Raw genomic sequence first — 19,778 nt, 5'->3', positions numbered from 1 at the left:
AAGAAGCGCTTCAATGCATTCTTCAATGAATTTTTCTTCGTTGCGAATACCTATTACAACCGAAACAAAAGGATATTCCATAAAATGACCCCGTTTTTAACCTTTATTGTTTTCGAATCTGTTCATTTAGAAATATCATTCTTGAAATGGCGTGCAGTATGATTCCTGTAAATATCATAAAAGCCCCTATAATTGTCAGCATCACCATAAGGAGCGTTGGCCCGAAACGCAGGTATCCGCCCAGAATGTAATCCTGCAAAAACTTAAGTCCCATAAGAAAACCAGTGGAGGCCATAATCAGGCCAGGAACGGCAAAATAGTACAGGGGACGCCTGTACTCCATATCTTTAAGAATCTGAAACAGGACCCGGGGACCATGTATGAAAGGATGCTCACTGGAACAATCCTCAAGATCATACCTGCAGTGAATTTCGACTTCAGTAAATTTCAGTTTATGGTCTCTTGCCTGAATAAGAATTTCGGAGCCGGCAGACATATCAGTCCCGTTAAGGTTTATATTATCAATAGCTTTTCTGCCATATGCACGGAAACCACTCTGGGAATCAGTGACATTGAGACCACCTGCTATGTAAGTTGCAATATCAAGAACTTTCATTCCAAACTTACGGTAAATAGGGACATTTTTTCCGTTGCCGTTGACGAACCTTGAGCCAATAACAAGGTCAAATCCCTGTTTTAAGGGCTCAAGAAGACGGGGAATTTCGGAAGGATCGTGCTGGCCATCGGAATCGATTATGACCATAGCACCTGCGCCGAGGTTGCGGGCGGTTTCAAAACAGTTTCGAAGGGCTGCTCCGTAGCCTCTGTTTATTTCATGGCGGACTACATAGGCACCAAGAGATTCAGCGATATCGACAGTATTGTCCGTACTCCCATCATCCACGACCACCACCCAGTCTACGTATTTTTTGCAGCCTTTGATAACATCTGCAATGGAATGGGCTTCGTTATACGCAGGCATGGCTGCAATAGTAATGGTCATATGATATCATCTACCTCTTTGATGAAAAAACTCAAGAATATTTATAAAGCGCCTTTCTATAGAGAAATCGGCGAGAATTTCAAATACAGTGAATATATTTTTCAGAGTCATCGCTCCACAAACTTTAAAGGGTTTCTAAGGATCACCTGTAACCAGATCTACAGCGCATCATTTGGGGGATTGTTGTGCTCCTTTTAGGGAAAGGAAAGATGCCCTGCAAGCAAGTCATAGTTCGGAATAAGACGTGTATTTGTTTTAAGATATGAGCTATATAAACATTGGGACACAAAAGATAATTAAGCAGTCCCCCCGATAACGAAAAAGAAATAAGCTTGATTGGAAATCCCGTTAGCCTAGAAAGGAACTTAAAGCGCTCCGATATAAATTTTACTTATTATAAGATGGACATAAAAATTTATACAGATGCCGAAATTAAGAAGTTTTTTACGATACGCAGTAGCATAAAAAAAAGAATAGACTTATTCTGGGAACACACTCAAAAAAATACCAAACTTGATATGAACCGTAAAATTCCTCAGCAAGATCATAAAGAAGAAATACATTTTTATAATAACATACAGGAAAAGGGGAAGATATTTTATACAAAAAAGTATTTGAGTAGATCGAGTTAAAATCATTATTGAAAAAAAGAGAAACTATTCAGGAACGGAAGCTTTACTAAATAGAAAAGAAAGTTCCTGAATTGAAACTCGGGCCAATCCCCAACCTTCCGGTTCTCAACTCTTCGCAGCAGAAGATTATAGAAGACCGACCGAAAAAAAACAGCCGAAAGGGTTTTCTGAAAATCCCCTCGAGAGGGATAATGAAATAGGCAGATCAACCTGATCAAGAAAGATAAAACTGGAAAGCCAGAAAAACATTAAAACCGTTTTATGAGGAGTTATATGGCCGGGAACCAGAAGTTTCCATCTGACCTGCTGTTTGTGGTAGGCCTTGTAGTTCTCACGGATATTTTCGTACTTATTCCTGTACTAAGTGAGAGTTTTATTCGCATAGTCCTTGGCCTACCACTGGTATTATTCCTACCGGGATATGCCCTTGTAGCCTTGCTATTTCCAACAAAAACCGGACTTGAGGGAATTGAAAGAGCAGCACTTTCTGTTGGAATGAGCGTTGCAATAGTACCGCTTATAGGACTTGTACTTAATAATACATCATTCGGGATCAAGGAAGTACCTCTTCTTGCAAGCCTCTCTGTATTTATCATCCTTGCATGCGCAGCAGCATATGTCCGCAGGAGGCAGCTTCCAGAAGACAAAACCTTTGGGATCTCTTTCAAGGCGTCTGCCCGTTCCCTGTTAGTTGAAGTTATGGGAAAACCCGAGTCATCAATGGAAAAGACACTCAGAACTTTTCTGGCAATTTCCGTTCTGGCCTTAGTAGGAAGTGTGGCTTATGTATCCATAGTTCCCCACGACCAGGAGCCATTTACAGAATTCTATATCCTCGGGCCCGAGGGAAAAGCTGATAACTATACTACAGAGTATGTGCAGGGAGAAAGTGGAACCGTCATTATAGGGATCGCAAACCATGAGCATAGGGCAGTAAACTATACAATGGATGTAAGGCTCGAAAACAAATCCCTACCGCTGCCTGAGAACCTGAAAAATATAAAACTTGACGACAACATAACCCTGGAAGAGCCCCTTGAGATAACCCCCTCTTTTGAAGGAAAGAATATGGAGCTTGAGTTCCTGCTTTTCAACGAGACTGAAAAGGATGTACCTTACAGGGACCTGCGCCTCTGGATAAACGTTACCAAGGAGGCCTGAAGATGGGAACATATGAGAATCAGGAGATGCAAATATCTGAAAATAGAGAGATACAAACTCCTGAGTATATACACGTACCTGAAAATAGGGCGGCACAAAAGTCTTCATTGAAAAACAAAGGACTTTACCTGATAATTCCGATATTGGCCATCGCTTTTGCGGAATTTATGATATATTCTGGAAGACCTATAGAAGCCATGGAGGTACACGCAGTCATCCTGCTAGGGCTTTCTCTTTCCATGCTATATATCAAAAATGAGGAGATCCAGAAAACTTACCAGGCCCTGCTCCTGCTGCCAATCCTGCGACTTGTAAACCTTTCAATGCCAGCATTTTATGAGGAAACCCTTTACTCGTTTGTCTTTATCTACGGACTCCTTACAATTCCAGTAACGATTGCACTCACCGATCAGGGGTTTACTCGAGAACGGCTTGGAATAACCTTCAAAAGAATGTGGGTTTATATTCCACTCTCGATAATTATGGGGCTCCTGCTTGGAGTAGGGGAATACTTAATAGTAGAGACGAATTACCTCATCCCCGACCTTTCAATTCCCTCCCTTTTGAGACTTACCCTCGTAATGGTCTTTTTAGTGGGTCTTGTTGAAGAGATCATCTTCAGGTCCATTCTGCAGAACCGGCTCGAAGAGTTTCTCGGTAGCCGTGGGGGTTTAATTATCACAAGCGTCCTTTTCGGATTAATGCATTCAGGGTATGGAAACATAGGTGAAGTATTCTACACCCTCTTTGTAGGTTTTATCATAGGATTTATGTTCTACAGAACCCGAAGCCTCCCTCTGGTCACAATGATCCATGGTTTCATAAACGTCTTCCTCTTTGGGGTTATCCCCCATATTTTATAAATTCATTTTTTAAAAAAGTTGCGTTGTCTGGACTCATTTTCTCTAACTTGTTCACCTGTTCCTTCCTGTAAGATGATACCTAAAAAGAAGAAGATGTAAGGGAAACGGGAAAAGAGGAGTAGAGGAAAAAGAGAAGACGAGGAATGCATGAAAGTTAACAGGCAGAAAAGAAAGCCGAAAACTTTTTTAAAAAAATGATAAGAGAAATTTATTCCATGCGGTTTTTAAAAAAGAGATATTTTTGTCGATGCGCATGAATTCAAGGCTTAAATGAGCTTTCCATACGTTAAAAGAGAGCTACAAGCTTATAAAGAATAACGGCACCGAAAGAAAACAGAAGTGGAATTATTCCCATATTCAGAGACGTTTTTACAGAATCTCCCCAGTTCTTTGACAGAGGAAGGAAGTCTCGGAAAAGTAACAGTAAAAGCAAAGTCGCTACGGCCACTGATGCACCTTCAGGGACCCCTAGTGTGGTCATCATTGATAACGCACCCGAAGAAGCGGAAGTTGATGAAATTAAACTTGTAAGCGTAGTCAGAACTCCTCCAGTTGATTCAGGTATAAGAGAAACAGATGTGCAATCTGATATAAAAACCCTCCTCCTTTTGCTTTCCAGAATTCAAGCTATATGAACCTAAGAGAGCAACCGAAAAAAAGGCGGGTGACCCTGAAAACCCTGAACGTCTCGGTCCGGAGAGTGGAAGAAAAAGGTCAATTATATAATTAAGATAGAGGACAAGGTAGATCAGCTATATGACTTTAAGAGGGATGCACCCAAAATTTTTAAGATGAGGAACTTTCATATAAAAATTATAACTGTAAGAATTAACTATAATAAAGGTGGCATCAGGATAACGGCATTATAACAGGAGAAAATAGCAGGAGAAAAATATCAGCATTAAGTCGGTATTATTAAAGATAGTAAAGGAATTTCAGATGCCAGCAGTCGACGATTAATGCAAAACCACCAGAGTAAATAAGAGAAACTTATCCGAAGAAATCAGGAAAGCAATAGATAGGTAAATAAACCAAATCACTTAAATAATTACAAAGTATATTCAGCCAAAAAATTAACACAGTTAAGAACTTACAGGGAGTGAGTACAGGGAAAAACGAGAACTTATAATCGCGTTCGCGCCAGCCCAGGAACAAGAAATTAACCCGGTGATCCGCGAACAGGAAACCCCAAAATTATACAAAAATAATTGACATGTAGCGTTGATTCGAAGCGCTCCGAATGAGTTATAAGGTACAGGAGAAAAACGGGGGAAGAATATGAACTCAAAAGAATTCAAAATACACAGTTCTTCTAAGGTTTATGGAACCTCTGTAATCGGAAAGGATACAGTAATTCTGGAGAATGTAATACTGGGGTATCCAGAACACAGAGTCCTCATGGAGATACTCAAAAAGGATGTGGAGATAGAGGACTTTGATTTTCCGGGTTGCATTATAGGTCCAAACTCGATTATAAGAGCAGGTTCGACAATTTTTTCCAGCGTAAAGACCGGAAAAAACTTCAAGACCGGACATAACGTAATGATCAGGGAAAACACACAAATAGGGGACAATGTACTTATCGGAACGAACGTTATCGTAGATGGAAACGTGAAGATAGGAAACAATGTAAGTATTCAGGGAAACGTCTATATCCCAACGAATGTGGTTATCGAAGACAATGTATTTATCGGACCATGTGCTGTTCTTGCCAACGACAAATATCCCATCCGTAAAAAATACGAACTTAAAGGCCCTGTTTTGAGAAAAGGAGCATCTGTAGGCGCTAACGCGACCCTGCTTCCGGGAGTGGAAATAGGGGAAGGAGCAATGGTTGCCGGAGGAGCCCTTGTGACAAAAGATGTGCCTCCTTGGAAGCTAGCGATCGGTGTACCTGCCAGAATACAGGAGCTTCCTGAAGATCTTAAAGAGTTAAATCGAATATAAACCTATCAAAAAATCAAAGTTAAGTAATATTAAAGTTTTATTAAGATAATTATAAGAGGTCCAAAAATGATCCCAATCGCCAAGCCCCTGCTGGGCAAGGAAGAGATTGATGCAGTAACGAAGGTCCTGAGCTCAGGTATGATTGCACAGGGACCAAAAGTAGAAGAGTTCGAGCTTGCTTTTTCTGAGTACACCGGCTGCGAGTATGCAGTTGCTGTAAACTCCGGCACTGCAGCCCTGCATATCGCGCTTCTTGCCCACGGCATTGGAAAAGAAGACGAAGTAATTACAAGTCCCTTCACCTTTATTGCCACTGCAAATAGTATTCTTTACACCGGGGCAAAACCTGTTTTTGCAGATATTGAACCGGATACATATAATATAGACCCCGAAAAAATCCAGGAAAAGATTACTTCAAAAACGAAAGCCATTATGCCTGTCCACCTCTACGGACACTCTGCAGATATGAAAGCCATAATGGAAATCGCTGAAGACCATAAGCTTGTCGTGATTGAAGATGCCTGCCAGTCCCATGGCGCAGAATGCCTCGGGAAAAGGGTTGGCAGTTTCGGGACCGGAGCATTCAGCTTCTACCCGACCAAAAACATGACAACAAGCGAAGGCGGGATGATTACAACAAATGAAAAGGAAATCGCAGAAAAATCACAGATGATCAGGGCTCACGGCTCAAAGGTCCGCTACCTGCATGAAATGCTGGGCTTTAACCTGCGCATGACTGATATTGCAGCTGCAATCGGGCTTGTTCAGCTCGAAAAACTGGAAGGGTTTACTGCTACCAGGCAGAAAAACGCAGCCATGCTTTCAGCCGGACTCAAAGGCATTTCAGGGCTTGTACCTCCAGTAACAAAACCTGGCTGCACCCACGTTTTCCACCAGTACACAGTCAGAGCTCAAAAGAGGGACGGACTGGCAGCTTTCCTGAAAGGAAAAGAAATCGGAACCGGAGTACACTACCCGATACCCATCCACAAACAGCCCTATTATATGGAACTCGGGTACAAAGATTCCCTGCCTGTCTCGGAGAAAGCAGCAGAAGAGGTTCTTTCCCTCCCTGTACATCCGTCTTTATCCGGAGATGACGTGCAGAAGATAGTTAAGGCAACCAGAGAATTTTATTCAAACTATTGAGTAATTCCCTGGCAGTAACCGTATTCTCAGAAACAGGAAGTGAAACCTTGATTAGAGTAGGAGTAATAGGCACAGGCGCCATGGGCCAGAACCACGTCAGAATCTACAGCGAGATGGAGGGCGTGGAGCTTGCCGGAATATCAGATGTAGACCAGACCAGAGTCGAAGCCATGGCCGCTCAGTTTAAAACGAAAGCCTATACAGATTACAAAAAAATGTTTGCCGAAGGCCTTGATGCAGTAAGCGTCGTTGTGCCCACAAAACTGCATAAACAGGTAGTCCTTGATGCCCTGGACGCAGGCCTTCATGTCCTTGTAGAAAAACCGATTGCAGACACGGTTGAAAACGCAAACCTGATGATAGAAGCTGCAAAGAAAGCAGATAAGGTGCTAATGGTAGGGCACATAGAACGTTTCAACCCTGCAGTTATAAGGCTCAAAGAAATCATAGATTCGGGTACTCTTGGCAAGATAGTGTCCATCTCTACCAGGAGAGTCGGCCCCTACAACCCGAGGATAAGGGACGTTGGAGTAATTCTGGATATCGGTGTTCACGATATAGACGTCATTTCATACCTTTACAGCAAGAAGATAAGGGGTGTTTACGCCATTGCAGGTGCAGATATCCATTCTTTTGAAGACCATGCCTCAATTATCCTGCGCATGGACCATAATTTTGCAGGCGTTGTAGAAACAAACTGGCTTACTCCCCATAAAGTAAGGCAACTGACAGCAATAGGAATCAAGGGTGTAGCTTATCTGGACTACATCGACCAGACAGTCGAACTTCATGACAACGGCTGGATCAGAAAAGCCAAAGTCGAACCAAGCGAACCTCTGAAAAACGAACTCGTTTATTTCATAGATTGTATTAAAACGGGCAAAGAACCTAACCCCTGCGGCGAAGATGGAAAACATGCCCTTGAAGTTGCAATGGCAGCCATCAGGTCCTACGAAGAAGAAAGATTAATTGAAGTAGGGAAGTAAACCGCATAAAAGCCAGAACGGTGATGGAAGTGAACTGACCCTGGTCTAAACCTGGGGTTTTTACACTTCGTTCTATAAAAATCCGAATGCCTCAGAGAAATGGAAGAATATCTTAAAAACAATACTGGAAAGTGATAAAGCATGAGCAAATTGGAAAAACTTCTAAAGGAACGCGGCCCTATCAAAAAAATAGGAGTACTTGGCATGGGTTATGTAGGAATCCCCGCAGCCGTCTTATTCGCAGATGCTCCCTGTTTTGACAAAGTACTGGGCTTCCAGCGCGACTCAAAAAGCTCAGGCTACAAGATTGATATGCTCAACAGGGGAGAAAGCCCGCTCAAAGGGGAAGAGCCAGGCCTCGAAGAACTCATTGAAAAGGTCGTAAAAGCAGGCAAGTTCGAATGTACTCCCGATTTCTCAAGGATCTCCGAACTTGATGCAGTCACACTTGCAATTCAGACTCCTTTTGCAAATCCCAGAGACCTTATACCGGATTTCAGCGCTCTCATAGAGGGCATCAGAAACGCAGGAAAATACCTGAGACCGGGTATGCTTGTAGTCCTCGAATCCACAATAACTCCGGGAACGACCGCAGGAATGGCAAAGCAGATCCTTGAGGAAGAGTCCGGCCTGAAAGCAGGCGAAGATTTTGCCCTTGCCCATGCCCCTGAAAGGGTAATGGTAGGCAGGCTTTTGAAAAACATCAGAGAACACGACCGTATCGTAGGCGGAATTAATGAGGCAAGCACAAAAAGGGCTGTTGAGCTTTACTCACCGGTGCTCACTGTCGGAAAAGTTATCCCGATGAGTGCAACTGCAGCTGAGGTTACAAAAACTGCGGAGAACACTTTCCGCGACCTTCAGATTGCAGCAATCAACCAGCTTGCCCTTTACTGTGAAGCCATGGGCATAAATGTCTATGACGTCAGGACCGGGGTTGACAGCTTAAAAGGCGAGGGTATAACAAGAGCTATCCTCTGGCCCGGAGCAGGGGTTGGAGGCCACTGCCTGACCAAAGATACATACCATCTGGAAAGAGGAGTTAAGATTGGTGAAGGACAGCTGGACTATCCAGAAGGTGCGGATTCAATCTACGTGCTTGCCAGAAAAGTCAATGACTTTATGCCTGCACACATGTACAACCTGACTGTTGCAGCCCTTGAGAGGCTTGGAAAGAATATGAAGGGCTCAAAGGTTGCAATGCTCGGCTGGGCATTTATCAAAGACTCGGACGATGCCAGGAACACACCGTCAGAACCGTACAGAGATCTCTGCCTGAAAGCTGGGGCCAGTGTTATGGTACACGACCCATACGTTGTCAATTATCCTGGCGTCGAGATTTCGGATAACCTGGAAGAGGTTGTAAAAGGTGCAGATGCTGTAATCGTGCTTGCAGGACACAGCGCCTACTCTGATGTGACAGCTGATTGGATGAAAAAAGTAAGTGGGAAAAAGAATCCGGTAATTGTTGATGGAAGAAATGTAGTTGAGCCGGATGAGTTTATTGGAAAGGGGTTTGTGTATAAGGGGATTGGGAGGGGAGATAAGAACTCACATGAGATAATATAAAGGGGAAAAATTCCCCTTTTTAAGAAGAATTTGTTTTTTATATCCGGGAAATAGGGCGATAATTATGTTTGAAAAACTGAAAGAAAACAAGGAACTCTGGGAGCTCTTTACCAGAAAGGAAGAGTACGACCTGATCTTTCGCGACAGGTATGAAAGGTTTCCGTACTATCTAAGCAGCCAGAGAAGTATTTTTGAACCGAGAGTTTCCAAATTTCTATTAGAAAACGGGCTGAAACCGCAGTATCCGGACGGAAAAAAGTTTGCGGTCTGCCTCACACACGACATCGACGCGGTTTACCCGGAAAAATTGTATCCGATTATCGGGTCTATTAAAGCTCTTGCCAGAAAGAATCTGACCGAGACGATGAAAACCCCTTTTTCCAGGATTTGCAAGAAATGTAATCCATGCTGGAACTTCAGGAAAATAGTGGAGCTGGAGGCAAAATATGATGCAAAATCCAGTTTTTATTTTCTTGCCCTGAACCCTGAAGAAACGGACTTTAATTATAACATTAAAGACCTTGAATCTGAAATGGGCTTTATATCCGACAGTGGATGGGAAGTTGGCCTGCATGGGGGGCATGAATCTTTCAATAGCCTTGAAGATATCAAAGAAAAAAAAAGTCGGCTTGAGGAAGTCTTAGGGAAAAGGGTTATCGGGTACAGAAATCACTATTTAAGGTTTAACGTACCGAATACCTGGGAATTGTTGAGTAAAGCGGGGTTCAAATACGACACCACACTGGGGTATCCAGACTGCGCTGGCTTTAGAAATGGGATGTGCCATCCTTTCAGGCCTTTTAATTTGAATGAGGGGCGTCAGATCGACATTATGGAGCTTCCACTGGTGATAATGGACCGCTCGCTTTTGAAAGACTACATGCGCCTTGATGTAAAAAAAAGCCTGGGAATGTACGAAGTATCTTATCGATACTGTTGAACGGCATAACGGCGTGATTACTATCCTCTGGCATAACAACACATGCATTGAGGGAGAGACTCTTAAATATTACGAAAAAGTCCTTGAGTACTGTGCCGGCAAAAACGCCTGGATTACCAGCGGAGAGGAAATCTATAAGTGGTGGACCAGTCAGATTGAGCCGGGGATCTAAAAACAGTGCTATGTTGCTGAATAAATCATAGTTGCTAAATAAATTACGATAATATAAGGATCAATTAAAAGTAAGGATCAATTAAAAGTAAGGATCAATTAAAAGTAAGGATCAATTAAAAGACTAAATTGATCTTCATTCACAAAAAGAATAAAACAACATCAACCGGCAGCTCAAAGAAAATTCTTTTTTGCCAGATATGTGGCTGCCTCAAGTGGATTAACTTGATTGATGTTGGTTTAGGGAACTTTGGCTGTTAAAAAGTTAACAGTGAATTTCTGTTAAAGGTTCAATAATTATTTTACCCGTTGAGCCCAGGGGCTATAATCTTCTGGTCAACTACCTCACGCTAAAAAAATTGGGCTTTCTGCCTTCTTCATTGTAACCATCTGGAAATACCAGATGATAAAAGGCCTGTACTTGATGAGTTTTCCGGATACCGGCTGTCACTAATGGGAGAAAGGAACTGTTGAGTCGGATGAGTTTATAAGGATAATTTGTGTATAGGAAATTGGGAAGGGAGAAAAGGCCAGGGTAAAAAGTAAGGAAAGGTCAGGTTACTGAAATTCTGAAGAATTAGGATTCTTAAAAGGGCAAATATAACCACAGGAGCAAGTATAACCTCAGGAATTTAAACGATTCACTCCAGAGATTTAAAAACTTCCAGTTATCTGGCCTGAAAAACAACATCCCTTGCCAGGGTAGTGGCTATGGATGAAAAGAAAGCAGATGTGGCAAAAAAGCCATATAAAAAAGAAAAGAAGGCAAGTTTTGTATCAGATGTGCTGACACTCGCAGGCGGAACAGCCTTTGCTCAGATCCTTACGATTCTGTCAGCTCCTGTTCTGACCCGCCTTTACGGACCGGAGGATTTTGGAGTATGGGCTCTGTATATTTCTATCACGAGCATTATAAGCGTTATTTCATGCCTGAGGTATGAGTTATCTATAATGCTGCCTGAATCAGACGAAGAAGCAATAAACCTTTTAGGGCTGAGTTTCCTCGCAGTCTTTTTTGTTACCGGTTTAACCGTGCCAGTTATCTGGTACTTCAAAACCCCGATAATTGACCTTTTGAATGCCCCGCAGATAGGGGATTATCTCTGGCTTGTCCCCCCGTTCGTGTTTGTAAATGGGGTTTTTCTCGCACTCAACAACTGGAACTCAAGAACAAAACTCTTCAAGAGGCTCTCCTTCTCAAGGGTTTTCAGTTCGGTTTCGACCACTGCAACCCAGATCATCCTCGGGCTTGCAGAACACCCCCCAACTGCAACTGGTTTAATCGGCGGCAGCCTTGCGGGCCAGTCTGTAGCAACATTCGTGCTTGGAGGGCAGATCTGGAGAGATGATAGAAACCTGATAACAAAGAGCTTGAGCTGGAAAAAGATATATGAAAGCTCTATACGGCACCGCAAACTTCCACTTATAGACAGCTGGTCTGCCCTTATGAACTCAATCTCCTGGCAGCTTCCGGCTTTTCTTCTTTCAGCCTTTTTCACTCCGGCGGTGGTTGGATTTTATTCCCTGGGGTTCCGCCTGCTCCAGTTACCTATGAGTTTTATTGGAGGTTCAATCTCACAGGTCTTTTACCAGAGGGCATCAAGGGCAATATCCGAAGGCACCCTCAGTACTCTTGTTGAAAGTGTATTCAGAATGCTCGTGCTCATAGGCATGTTCCCTATATTGATTCTCACAATTGTCGGAAGCGATGTCTTTACCGTGATATTCGGGAGTGCCTGGACAGAAGCAGGAGTCTACGCCCAGATCCTGAGCCTCTGGGCTTTTATATGGTTTATCTCATCCCCCTTAACCACAATATACCTGGTAGTAGAAGAACACCACTTCGGTTTCAATTACAATTTTTTCAACCTGACAACCCGCTTCCTGTCCCTCACAATTGGCGGCATGTTCGGAAGTGCCCGTATAGCCCTTGCCCTTTTCTCCATATCAGGCATTGTAGTGTACGGCTACCTGTGCCTGAAAATGATGTACTACTCCGGGGTAAAGACCTCAAGAGCCCTGAAAATAGTATTCTCAAACCTGGTCCTCTTTATCCCTGCAGGAGCAGTCCTGATAGCTCTCAAAACCGCAGGAATAAACCAGGTCATTCTGGTTGTGATCTCCGGTTTGATTATCTGCATTTACTATCTGTATATACTGAAAACGGATAAACAGGTAAAAGAGATAATAGGGGAACTCAAATTTCCGGGAAAAACGTAAAAAGCGTAAAAAGCATAAAAAGCGTAAGAACTCATCGCAGGTAATCGATGGGATCATATTCAAAAGGCTGTGCTCTATATACAGATCTGATGAGAAATACTGATAACCATGCTATTTCTATTAATACCCCGATTTGTATTCATCGGGAAGTCGTATCGAATTTAAGATGGAATATAAAATAGACTTTTCTGATAGAGATCGTTGTAAAAGCCAGTACGTGGTGAAATTCTTTGCCGCCGAACGCCCAGTATATTAAAACGAAAAACAACATAAGAGTGCTGATTGATCTGCAGATTATCTGAAAGTTATGTTAATCAAATGCAGACAAAAATATCGAAAAAAGAGATTCACAATTTTGCTTTCTGAGGGGATTACATTCATGAAATTCGCTTCCGCTTTCATCCAGAACCGGAGTAATCGAAAAAAGCTGAAACTGCTGTTCTGCCTTCCGGTACTTCTATGCCTGATCCCCTTTCCCGGGAATGCTGCAACTAACAGCTGGGAACTTATCCCTGAAAACCCGGTAGTTGGGGACACAATAGAGATCAGAGGAGCTGATTTCGCAGGAGAGACAGCAGACGTGTGGGTGTCCTTTGAAAAGGATGTCCGGGTCTCGGACGGCAAATACGAGTATCTGCTTGACGATGTGAGAATCCCGCCCGGGTTCAACAACCGTTTTACTGTGCAGGCAATAGGTGTCGATGACCTGAACGTGAGAGTAAAGATGATACTCTGGATAACCATAACTGGAAAGGCAAAAGAAGGAAATGCCACGGTTTCCCAGGCAGGCGTCCCCCCAGGGACTTACAAGATCAGGCTTGACGGGAAATCAAACGCCTCTGATGTCAAGCTCAGGATTACAGGTTTCCAGCAGGTGAAGGTAGATTCAGGGAATTTCAGCTATAAGTACGACACTAAATCGATCCCGGCAGGTAATTTTGAGATAAAGGTAGGGGACGTTGCAAAGCAGGTTACCCTGCAGACGGCAGAAAGCCGGCCTTCGGATATGACACTCTCTTCGGAACAAAAAGAGGGCCAAAAAGAAGATTTATCCCGGGACTGGAAGGCCTCAAACATATGGATAGAAGGGATCTTAGCCGGAATGCTACTACTTCTGCTTTATTCAAGGATTAAAAAGCGTTAAAATTATGGAGTTCTGGAAGACAAAAAGGGTATTTAAACATTTTAAGTATTAAACACTTTGAATATTAAACACTTTAAATATTAAACATTTTTAATATTAAATACTTTAAATGTTCCGGAACCCCTTGCAAATCTCTTTAATGGCGAACATGTATTTTTAAATAAAGATATGAATGTTGAATAATATTTAATTAAAAAAAGATTAACAGCTAAAGCCCTGAAAAAGAGCAAAAAACCTGAATTAAGCAGGGAAGAGAGTAACTAAGGGGTAGTAGTAATGAAAAAAAGAACGGAAATATATAACGGAATTTATGGCAAAATATTCAGGTTAGCCCTGACAATTTTGATGATCACTTTTTCACTCATTTCAGTATCAGCGGCATTTTCCGAAGAAGAGCCCTGGATTGCAGTTCTCGAAAAAAATGATAACAGCATTTTTTTTGCAGACCATAATGAGAGCCTGACGGAAGGCGGCTGGATCCTTCTCAGCGGAGGAGAGGAAATTCAGCTCCCACAGCCTCTTAATTTTACATACAGCGGGGCGAACAGCCTTCAAAGTGCGGGAACTACTCTTGAATTGAAATCAGGGGTATCCGCCGGAGATGATTCGAAACTGGTACTTACATACCCGTACTCCACCCATCCCTTTTACACTGAAAACAAGAAAGTGAAGATGGATTTCAAAGGACCTGCAGCTTTTGGGAAGCAGAACGTGAATATTTATCTGGTCCAGGGGCTTGATGTGAATTCCCTTAAAGGCGCCTTTAAGGATCTCAGGGATGGGAAAGCCGGGAGCTTAAAGGAAATCTTCGACAATAGCACGGGTTCTACAACTCTGGTGACCACCACGGTCCTGAACGAAAATGGGGATCTGTCCGCCCCCCTGACCCTTGACTCCCTTCCAGCAGGCAGTTATGGAGTACTCATAATGCTTGCAGGCAACGAAGATAAAAAACCTGCGGAGGAGAGGAAAGTCCTTTCAGCAACCTGTTTTGAGGTACTGGAATACGAACTGAAAGTAGATTCCCCGAACACCCTCGAAGAATGCGAAAATCTTGAAGTCGACCTGAACCTGAAAAAGGCTCCGTCTCAGGGGAACTATACCTACGGGGCCCTGCTGATAAGGGAGGACGCCTACCGCGCAGAAATAAATGTAAACTCAAACGGGACAGTGGACGGGACCGATATCTTCGTTAACGGAATTGATATCATCAATGAATTCGGCATTAATTCTACAAACTACGAGTCCAAATTCAGCAAAGATGAACTCACGACCGAAATCCAGACCATGATCGGAGAAGGTAACGGTACGATAAGCATAGGAAATGAGAACCAGAACACACTCTCACTGACAACCTTCGACCTCCCCCCCGGAGACTACCTCCTCTTTGCAGCTGCCTATGAAAACGGCAAAGGCCTTACAGGCATAGCCCAGAAAGAGCTGGCGATATGTGCCCCCAAAAAATCACATGGGTCAGACAAAAAACAAAAAGATGACTCAAAAGCCACCGACCTTTCAATAGAGGATAAAAGCCCTTCCACCCTGGAAACCGAGCAGTCCATTCTTGATACTGCAAGCTCACTCGGACTCGAAAACCTCGAACCCCAGATTCGGGGAGAAATTCTCCAGGCAGAAGAAGTCATAAAAAATCCCCTTAAACTGGCTTCCTTCCTCATAGGCTTTTTGGGAACGCTTATGATAGGGATTGTGATATTGAAGAGAAGGCACTAAAGCCGGAAAAAAGCGGAGGTAATTTCGGGCCTTGATAGAGACTGAAGAAGATCAGGAGCGATCTAACCGGGAGCCTGCCGGTTTTTTCATTTTTCATTTTTTATTTTTTATTTTTCTCCCGGCCCGGACACCTCTGCAAACTTGCCCGGAGAGATTTTAGCCAGGTTTTAACGGACTGCTCATGGGACCTTGAAAAACTGCACTAAAGTCTGTCTTAAGCACCTGTGGTCCTTTCAAACCCCCAACTTTTCAGGCGCCTTCTCCAAAAGCCCTGGATTTCAGCGGGTATTTTTAACAGAAAAGCCAGGGGTTCTCCGCAGGCTGTGAGAGTTCAGGGACGGTAACCCGGATGAAAACAGAAGAGAAGAGATAAAAACGTTTAAGCTACGCAAAATTGAAAAAATAATTAATGCGCCAGATGTTTTGCTCAAGCAGTATTTCAGGGAATGACTTTTGCTTTAATAAGAGATAACTCGCGTTCTATGGTTGAAATCCTTTCATCAAGATGAGACCTGAAATTATCCCGGCTTACGCGGATTTCGTATGTTATTTCCACCCTGGCCTGATCGATTTTATTGCCCAGCACATCAATTTTCCCGCCGAGTGATTCAATTTTCCCACCGATTGAGTCCATTTTTCCACCGAGAGCATCAATTTTCCCGCCGATGGAGTCCATTTTCCCGCCGAGAACATCAATTTTCCCGCCGATGAAGTCCATTTTCCCGCCGAGGTTTGAATTCATTTCTCGAATATATCTCGCAGCCGCGTCCATTCTTTCATAAGTTGCTGTGGTCAGATCCTCGTCTCTGATAAGCTCAAATGCTGTATACTCACCTGTTGGCTTTTTGTAGACCACGTCAATATTTTCTACACGAATGGGATATTGAGTAATGTTAATTTTTGTGAGCAATTCGAGAATGGCGTCTTCGTTTCCCTCACAAACAACCTGTACTGCCCCGTCATCAAGATTTTTAACGTATCCATTGAGATTCAGATTAAAAGCAATCTCATCAATGAAATCTCTGAAACCTGCTTTTTGGACTCGACCATATACTTTGATCTCGGCACGTTTCTCCATATGAGACTTATTTTTCGTAACAGGAGATAAACCTTGTTATCATTTTATCCCGAGCCATACACATAGCAATTTTTAGGGAAAGGCCGGCTGCCTACAGCACCCGGTGAGAGCTCCAGGACAATAAAAGAAATTAAAAATGATTACAGGATAGAAATTACCAGTTCTTTTCCCTCTGCGCCCTTATTTCAGATACAGCTAAAACATCAGTCTACAGGACAGGGATTGCCTCAGAGGCTTTCCAGACCCCACACATACCCGCTCAAAGCTTTCAGAGCCCTTTTTGTCTGATGTCATGCAGAATACAGATTTCCTGATTTCCGGAAGTTCACGAGATAGACACCCGTGACCCAATCATTTCCCCTCATTTTAGATGCGTGATCAGCCCAGCTATCGAATGCAACAGAATTCCGGTAAAAGCCATAAAGGCCCCGGTGAGTGTCAGCAGAATCATCAAAACAGTCGGACCGAAATTCAGGCTCCCGCCGAGATAAAAGGTCCGCAAAAAACCAACTCCCATGTATAACCCGCTTGCTCCGAGAAGGGAACCGGGCAGGGTAAAGCAGTACAGGGGCTTATTATATTCGATGTCCGTAAAAATCTTGAACAAAACACCCAGGCCGTGCCTTACAGGATGTTCGGTTGAGCCGTCGACGTCGTACCTGACCCCTATAGGAACTTCTTTTACTCTTAACCCATGCCTCCCTGCGTCGGCAAGCATTTCGCTTTCTATTGCCATGCCTGTGGCGCTGAAGCGGAAGACGTCTTTTGTGGAGGCGGCAAAGGCGCGGAACCCGCTCTGGGAGTCAGTAATTTTGATTCCGGAGTTCAGGACCGTAACTTTGTCAAGGATTGTCTGGCCAAGGCGGCGGTAGACGGGTGTGTCGGTGGGGTGCCCGTTCAGATAACGGCTCCCATTCACCATGTCAGCTTCACCCCTGAGGATCGGGGCAACGAGCTTCGGGATATCTGCAGGGTTGTGCTGCCCGTCCGAGTCCATGGTAACTATAATATCTGCATCCCCGGCAGCCTCAAAGCCAGTCTTGAAAGCCATGCCCTTTCCCAGATTAGGGAAATGGACAACCACCTCAGCCCCGGCGTTTACAGCAACCTCGGCTGTCCGGTCCGAGCTGCCGTCGTCAATAACTATCACTCTATCAGCATACCTTCTTGCAAGCAGGACAACGCTCCCTATGGAGACCTCCTCATTATAAGCCGGTAGGAGCACGGTTATGTTATACAAAGCAGCCTGCCTTTCTGTAAGAACCTCATGCGGCATAAGAAACCTAAAAGTATGCCCAGCCGCCATTTCTGCACCCGTTTTAATACACCCCTTGTTGAATGAATGAACATGTAATTGGAATTATATTTTGGATCTTATGATGGAACGCAACATTCTTGTCCAGACCACTAAACAACCCCACAAATAGTCATTGTGGGACTAATTAGCTAAGACGAAGCAGTTTGCAGGTATAAATACTCATCTAAGAGTACAAATATGACTAAAAATATATCTTGACCAGGAGAAAGAGGTCCGTCATGATTATTGATTGTGCCTCAAGGACAAAAACACACATAACCTGAGAACATGCTATTAGACAAAGGGATCTGAAGGACAACCTGCCGGGAAAAGAAAAGGGTCTTTCTTTTTGCTAAAGAGGCTTCAAAAGAGCATGCAAGTTATAAAACATGCTCAGAAATCCTGATTTTGCATTCTTAAGAGCATGAACGGTTTCTTAAGAACTAATGGTTCTATGTTTTCTCCTTTAAAACGCAATTTTCCAGTACAATTCTAAAAAACGGTTCAGGTTCAGGATATATATGAGAAAATCATAATTCAATAGCTTTATAAAAATATTTTCGATCAACGAAAAAGTGAGATTATAAATCAAAAAAATGTAATGAGGAAAAGCAAGGATGGCAAATGATAAACACTGATCAAATAACTTAAATAACTATAGGATGTAATTCACTAAATATTAAGAAAGTCAGCGCGTCTTTCCCGGCGAGAACATGGTAAAAAATATGAAGATTGCAATTATTCTCGGCACAAGGCCTGAGATTATAAAAATGAGCTGTATTAAATGAGTTGTAGAGGAAAATTTAGTAAATCTAATTCTAATTCATTGGTCATCGGTTAAGGAATTTTCTTGCCCTAAAGCTATCGATTTTGCACCAGAAGCCTGCCTTAAGTTTTGGCCTATTAACATGAAATCGATACCCTGTTCCAGCTTACAATAGGATCGAATATTTAATAACTGTTGTGAAGTGGAGGCAATTTATCATGATTCCTCACTTAACCGAAGACGCATGAATTCTAATTTTAATTCAGAATCTGTTCGAAATTTCTAAAAGGAATGGAGTGAAAGGGTTGCCTAAAGTTGCATTAATAACAGGAATTACAGGCCAGGACGGCGCATATCTAGCCGAATTATTACTTGAGAAAGGATACATTGTGCATGGAATCAAAAGAAGGTCTTCTTCATTCAATACTGCAAGAATAGATCATCTTTACAAAGACCCTCATGAGAGAAATGTGAATTTTTTCATGCACTACGGCGACCTGACCGATTCAACCAACCTTATCCGCATTATTCAGGAAGTCAAGCCTGACGAGATCTACAACCTTGCCGCCCAGAGCCATGTCCAGGTTTCTTTTGAGACCCCGGAATATACGGCAAATTCTGACGGCCTTGGGACCCTCAGGATACTTGAAGCAATCCGCATCCTTGGCCTTGAAAAGAAAACAAAATTTTACCAGGCTTCTACCAGCGAACTTTACGGAAAAGTCCAGGAAATCCCCCAGAAAGAAACTACTCCTTTTTACCCGAGAAGCCCCTATGCAGCCGCCAAGCTGTACGCCTACTGGATCACAATCAACTACCGGGAAGCCTACGGAATTTTTGCATGCAATGGTATCCTCTTCAACCACGAATCCCCGGTCCGCGGCGAAACCTTCGTCACAAGAAAAATCACAATGGCTGCTGCAAAAATAAAGTACGGCATGCAGGAAAGGCTTTACCTGGGAAACCTTGATGCAAAAAGAGACTGGGGCTTTGCAAAAGACTATGTAGAAGCCATGTGGCTCATGCTCCAGCAGGAAACCCCCGACGATTACGTTATAGCAACAGGCGAAACCCACTCGGTGAGGGAATTTACGGAACTTACATTCAAAGAGTTAGGAATA

16 protein-coding genes are annotated in these 19,778 nt (G+C 43.2%); 13 read left to right on the top strand and 3 right to left on the bottom strand.

Annotation, left to right across the window (positions count from 1 at the left end; translation table 11 throughout):
- Positions 1-103 precede the first annotated feature (103 nt).
- Entirely contained in the window at positions 104-1,003 is a 900-nt protein-coding gene (locus tag EO98_RS02895; RefSeq protein ID WP_048143955.1) for a glycosyltransferase family 2 protein, read from the bottom strand.
- Between the two features lie 905 nt (positions 1,004-1,908).
- Between EO98_RS02895 and EO98_RS02885 the strand changes: the two genes are divergently transcribed.
- The 12 genes from EO98_RS02885 to EO98_RS02835 all read left to right on the top strand — a co-directional run bounded on the left by EO98_RS02885 (position 1,909) and on the right by EO98_RS02835 (position 15,516).
- Entirely contained in the window at positions 1,909-2,796 is an 888-nt protein-coding gene (locus EO98_RS02885; RefSeq protein ID WP_048138537.1) for a DUF1616 domain-containing protein, read from the top strand.
- A 2-nt stretch (positions 2,797-2,798) separates the two neighbouring features.
- Entirely contained in the window at positions 2,799-3,659 is an 861-nt protein-coding gene (locus EO98_RS02880) for a CPBP family intramembrane glutamic endopeptidase (RefSeq protein ID WP_052734456.1), read from the top strand.
- Between the two features lie 473 nt (positions 3,660-4,132).
- A complete protein-coding gene (locus tag EO98_RS18150) occupies positions 4,133-4,294 on the top strand; it encodes a hypothetical protein (RefSeq protein ID WP_156160994.1) in 162 nt (53 codons plus the stop codon).
- 643 nt (positions 4,295-4,937) lie between these two features.
- Entirely contained in the window at positions 4,938-5,606 is a 669-nt protein-coding gene (locus EO98_RS02870) for an acyltransferase (RefSeq protein WP_048134930.1), read from the top strand.
- Between the two features lie 66 nt (positions 5,607-5,672).
- Positions 5,673-6,755 carry a DegT/DnrJ/EryC1/StrS aminotransferase family protein gene (locus tag EO98_RS02865; RefSeq protein ID WP_048138536.1) on the top strand — a complete coding sequence of 361 codons (1,083 nt, stop codon included), beginning with the start codon at positions 5,673-5,675 and terminating at the stop codon, positions 6,753-6,755.
- A 47-nt stretch (positions 6,756-6,802) separates the two neighbouring features.
- Positions 6,803-7,741 carry a UDP-N-acetylglucosamine 3-dehydrogenase gene (locus EO98_RS02860; RefSeq protein ID WP_082098449.1) on the top strand — a complete coding sequence of 313 codons (939 nt, stop codon included), beginning with the start codon at positions 6,803-6,805 and terminating at the stop codon, positions 7,739-7,741.
- A 141-nt stretch (positions 7,742-7,882) separates the two neighbouring features.
- On the top strand, positions 7,883-9,310 hold the full coding sequence (locus EO98_RS02855; RefSeq protein WP_048138535.1) for a nucleotide sugar dehydrogenase: 1,428 nt from the start codon (positions 7,883-7,885) through the stop codon (positions 9,308-9,310).
- Between the two features lie 64 nt (positions 9,311-9,374).
- The gene (locus EO98_RS02850; protein ID WP_369799020.1) at positions 9,375-10,250 is read left to right on the top strand and encodes a polysaccharide deacetylase family protein; all 876 of its coding nucleotides are present in this window, start codon (positions 9,375-9,377) and stop codon (positions 10,248-10,250) included.
- A 13-nt stretch (positions 10,251-10,263) separates the two neighbouring features.
- Entirely contained in the window at positions 10,264-10,422 is a 159-nt protein-coding gene (locus EO98_RS19515) for a hypothetical protein (RefSeq protein WP_369799019.1), read from the top strand.
- 710 nt (positions 10,423-11,132) lie between these two features.
- Complete coding sequence (locus tag EO98_RS02845; RefSeq protein WP_048138531.1) at positions 11,133-12,641, top strand: lipopolysaccharide biosynthesis protein; 1,509 nt, start codon at positions 11,133-11,135, stop codon at positions 12,639-12,641.
- Positions 12,642-13,020: 379 nt separating this feature from the next.
- On the top strand, positions 13,021-13,785 hold the full coding sequence (locus EO98_RS02840) for a hypothetical protein (protein ID WP_235283494.1): 765 nt from the start codon (positions 13,021-13,023) through the stop codon (positions 13,783-13,785).
- 276 nt (positions 13,786-14,061) lie between these two features.
- The gene (locus EO98_RS02835) at positions 14,062-15,516 is read left to right on the top strand and encodes a TIGR04279 domain-containing protein (RefSeq protein ID WP_048138529.1); all 1,455 of its coding nucleotides are present in this window, start codon (positions 14,062-14,064) and stop codon (positions 15,514-15,516) included.
- 439 nt (positions 15,517-15,955) lie between these two features.
- On the opposite strand, the gene EO98_RS02830 is transcribed toward EO98_RS02835, so the two are convergent.
- Together EO98_RS02830 and EO98_RS02825 are read right to left on the bottom strand one after the other, a co-directional pair.
- On the bottom strand, positions 15,956-16,594 hold the full coding sequence (locus EO98_RS02830) for an acylphosphatase (protein ID WP_048143729.1): 639 nt from the start codon (positions 16,592-16,594) through the stop codon (positions 15,956-15,958).
- A gap of 361 nt (positions 16,595-16,955) precedes the next feature.
- On the bottom strand, positions 16,956-17,870 hold the full coding sequence (locus EO98_RS02825) for a glycosyltransferase family 2 protein (RefSeq protein WP_048138541.1): 915 nt from the start codon (positions 17,868-17,870) through the stop codon (positions 16,956-16,958).
- A gap of 1,092 nt (positions 17,871-18,962) precedes the next feature.
- Here EO98_RS02825 and gmd point away from each other — a divergent pair.
- Positions 18,963-19,778 (top strand): GDP-mannose 4,6-dehydratase (gene gmd, locus EO98_RS02820; RefSeq protein WP_048138540.1); only part of this gene is annotated, 816 nt, incomplete at its 3' end.

This window comes from Methanosarcina sp. 2.H.T.1A.6 (assembly GCF_000979455.1).
Taxonomy (GTDB): Archaea; Halobacteriota; Methanosarcinia; order Methanosarcinales; family Methanosarcinaceae; genus Methanosarcina.
The sequence above is the reverse complement of the archived record's forward strand: the minus strand, read 5'-3'. Positions and strand labels throughout refer to the sequence as shown.

Coding starts and splice junctions, on each gene's coding strand:
- EO98_RS02865 (WP_048138536.1), top strand. CDS start 5,673: ATGATCCCAATCGCCAAGCCCCTGCTGGGCAAGGAAGAGATTGATGCA.
- EO98_RS02870 (WP_048134930.1), top strand. CDS start 4,938: ATGAACTCAAAAGAATTCAAAATACACAGTTCTTCTAAGGTTTATGGA.
- EO98_RS02850 (WP_369799020.1), top strand. CDS start 9,375: ATGTTTGAAAAACTGAAAGAAAACAAGGAACTCTGGGAGCTCTTTACC.
- EO98_RS02825 (WP_048138541.1), bottom strand. CDS start 17,870: ATGCCGCATGAGGTTCTTACAGAAAGGCAGGCTGCTTTGTATAACATA.
- EO98_RS02845 (WP_048138531.1), top strand. CDS start 11,133: ATGGATGAAAAGAAAGCAGATGTGGCAAAAAAGCCATATAAAAAAGAA.
- EO98_RS02885 (WP_048138537.1), top strand. CDS start 1,909: ATGGCCGGGAACCAGAAGTTTCCATCTGACCTGCTGTTTGTGGTAGGC.
- EO98_RS02840 (WP_235283494.1), top strand. CDS start 13,021: ATGAAATTCGCTTCCGCTTTCATCCAGAACCGGAGTAATCGAAAAAAG.
- EO98_RS02830 (WP_048143729.1), bottom strand. CDS start 16,594: ATGGAGAAACGTGCCGAGATCAAAGTATATGGTCGAGTCCAAAAAGCA.
- EO98_RS02895 (WP_048143955.1), bottom strand. CDS start 1,003: ATGACCATTACTATTGCAGCCATGCCTGCGTATAACGAAGCCCATTCC.
- EO98_RS02835 (WP_048138529.1), top strand. CDS start 14,062: ATGAAAAAAAGAACGGAAATATATAACGGAATTTATGGCAAAATATTC.
- EO98_RS02855 (WP_048138535.1), top strand. CDS start 7,883: ATGAGCAAATTGGAAAAACTTCTAAAGGAACGCGGCCCTATCAAAAAA.
- EO98_RS02880 (WP_052734456.1), top strand. CDS start 2,799: ATGGGAACATATGAGAATCAGGAGATGCAAATATCTGAAAATAGAGAG.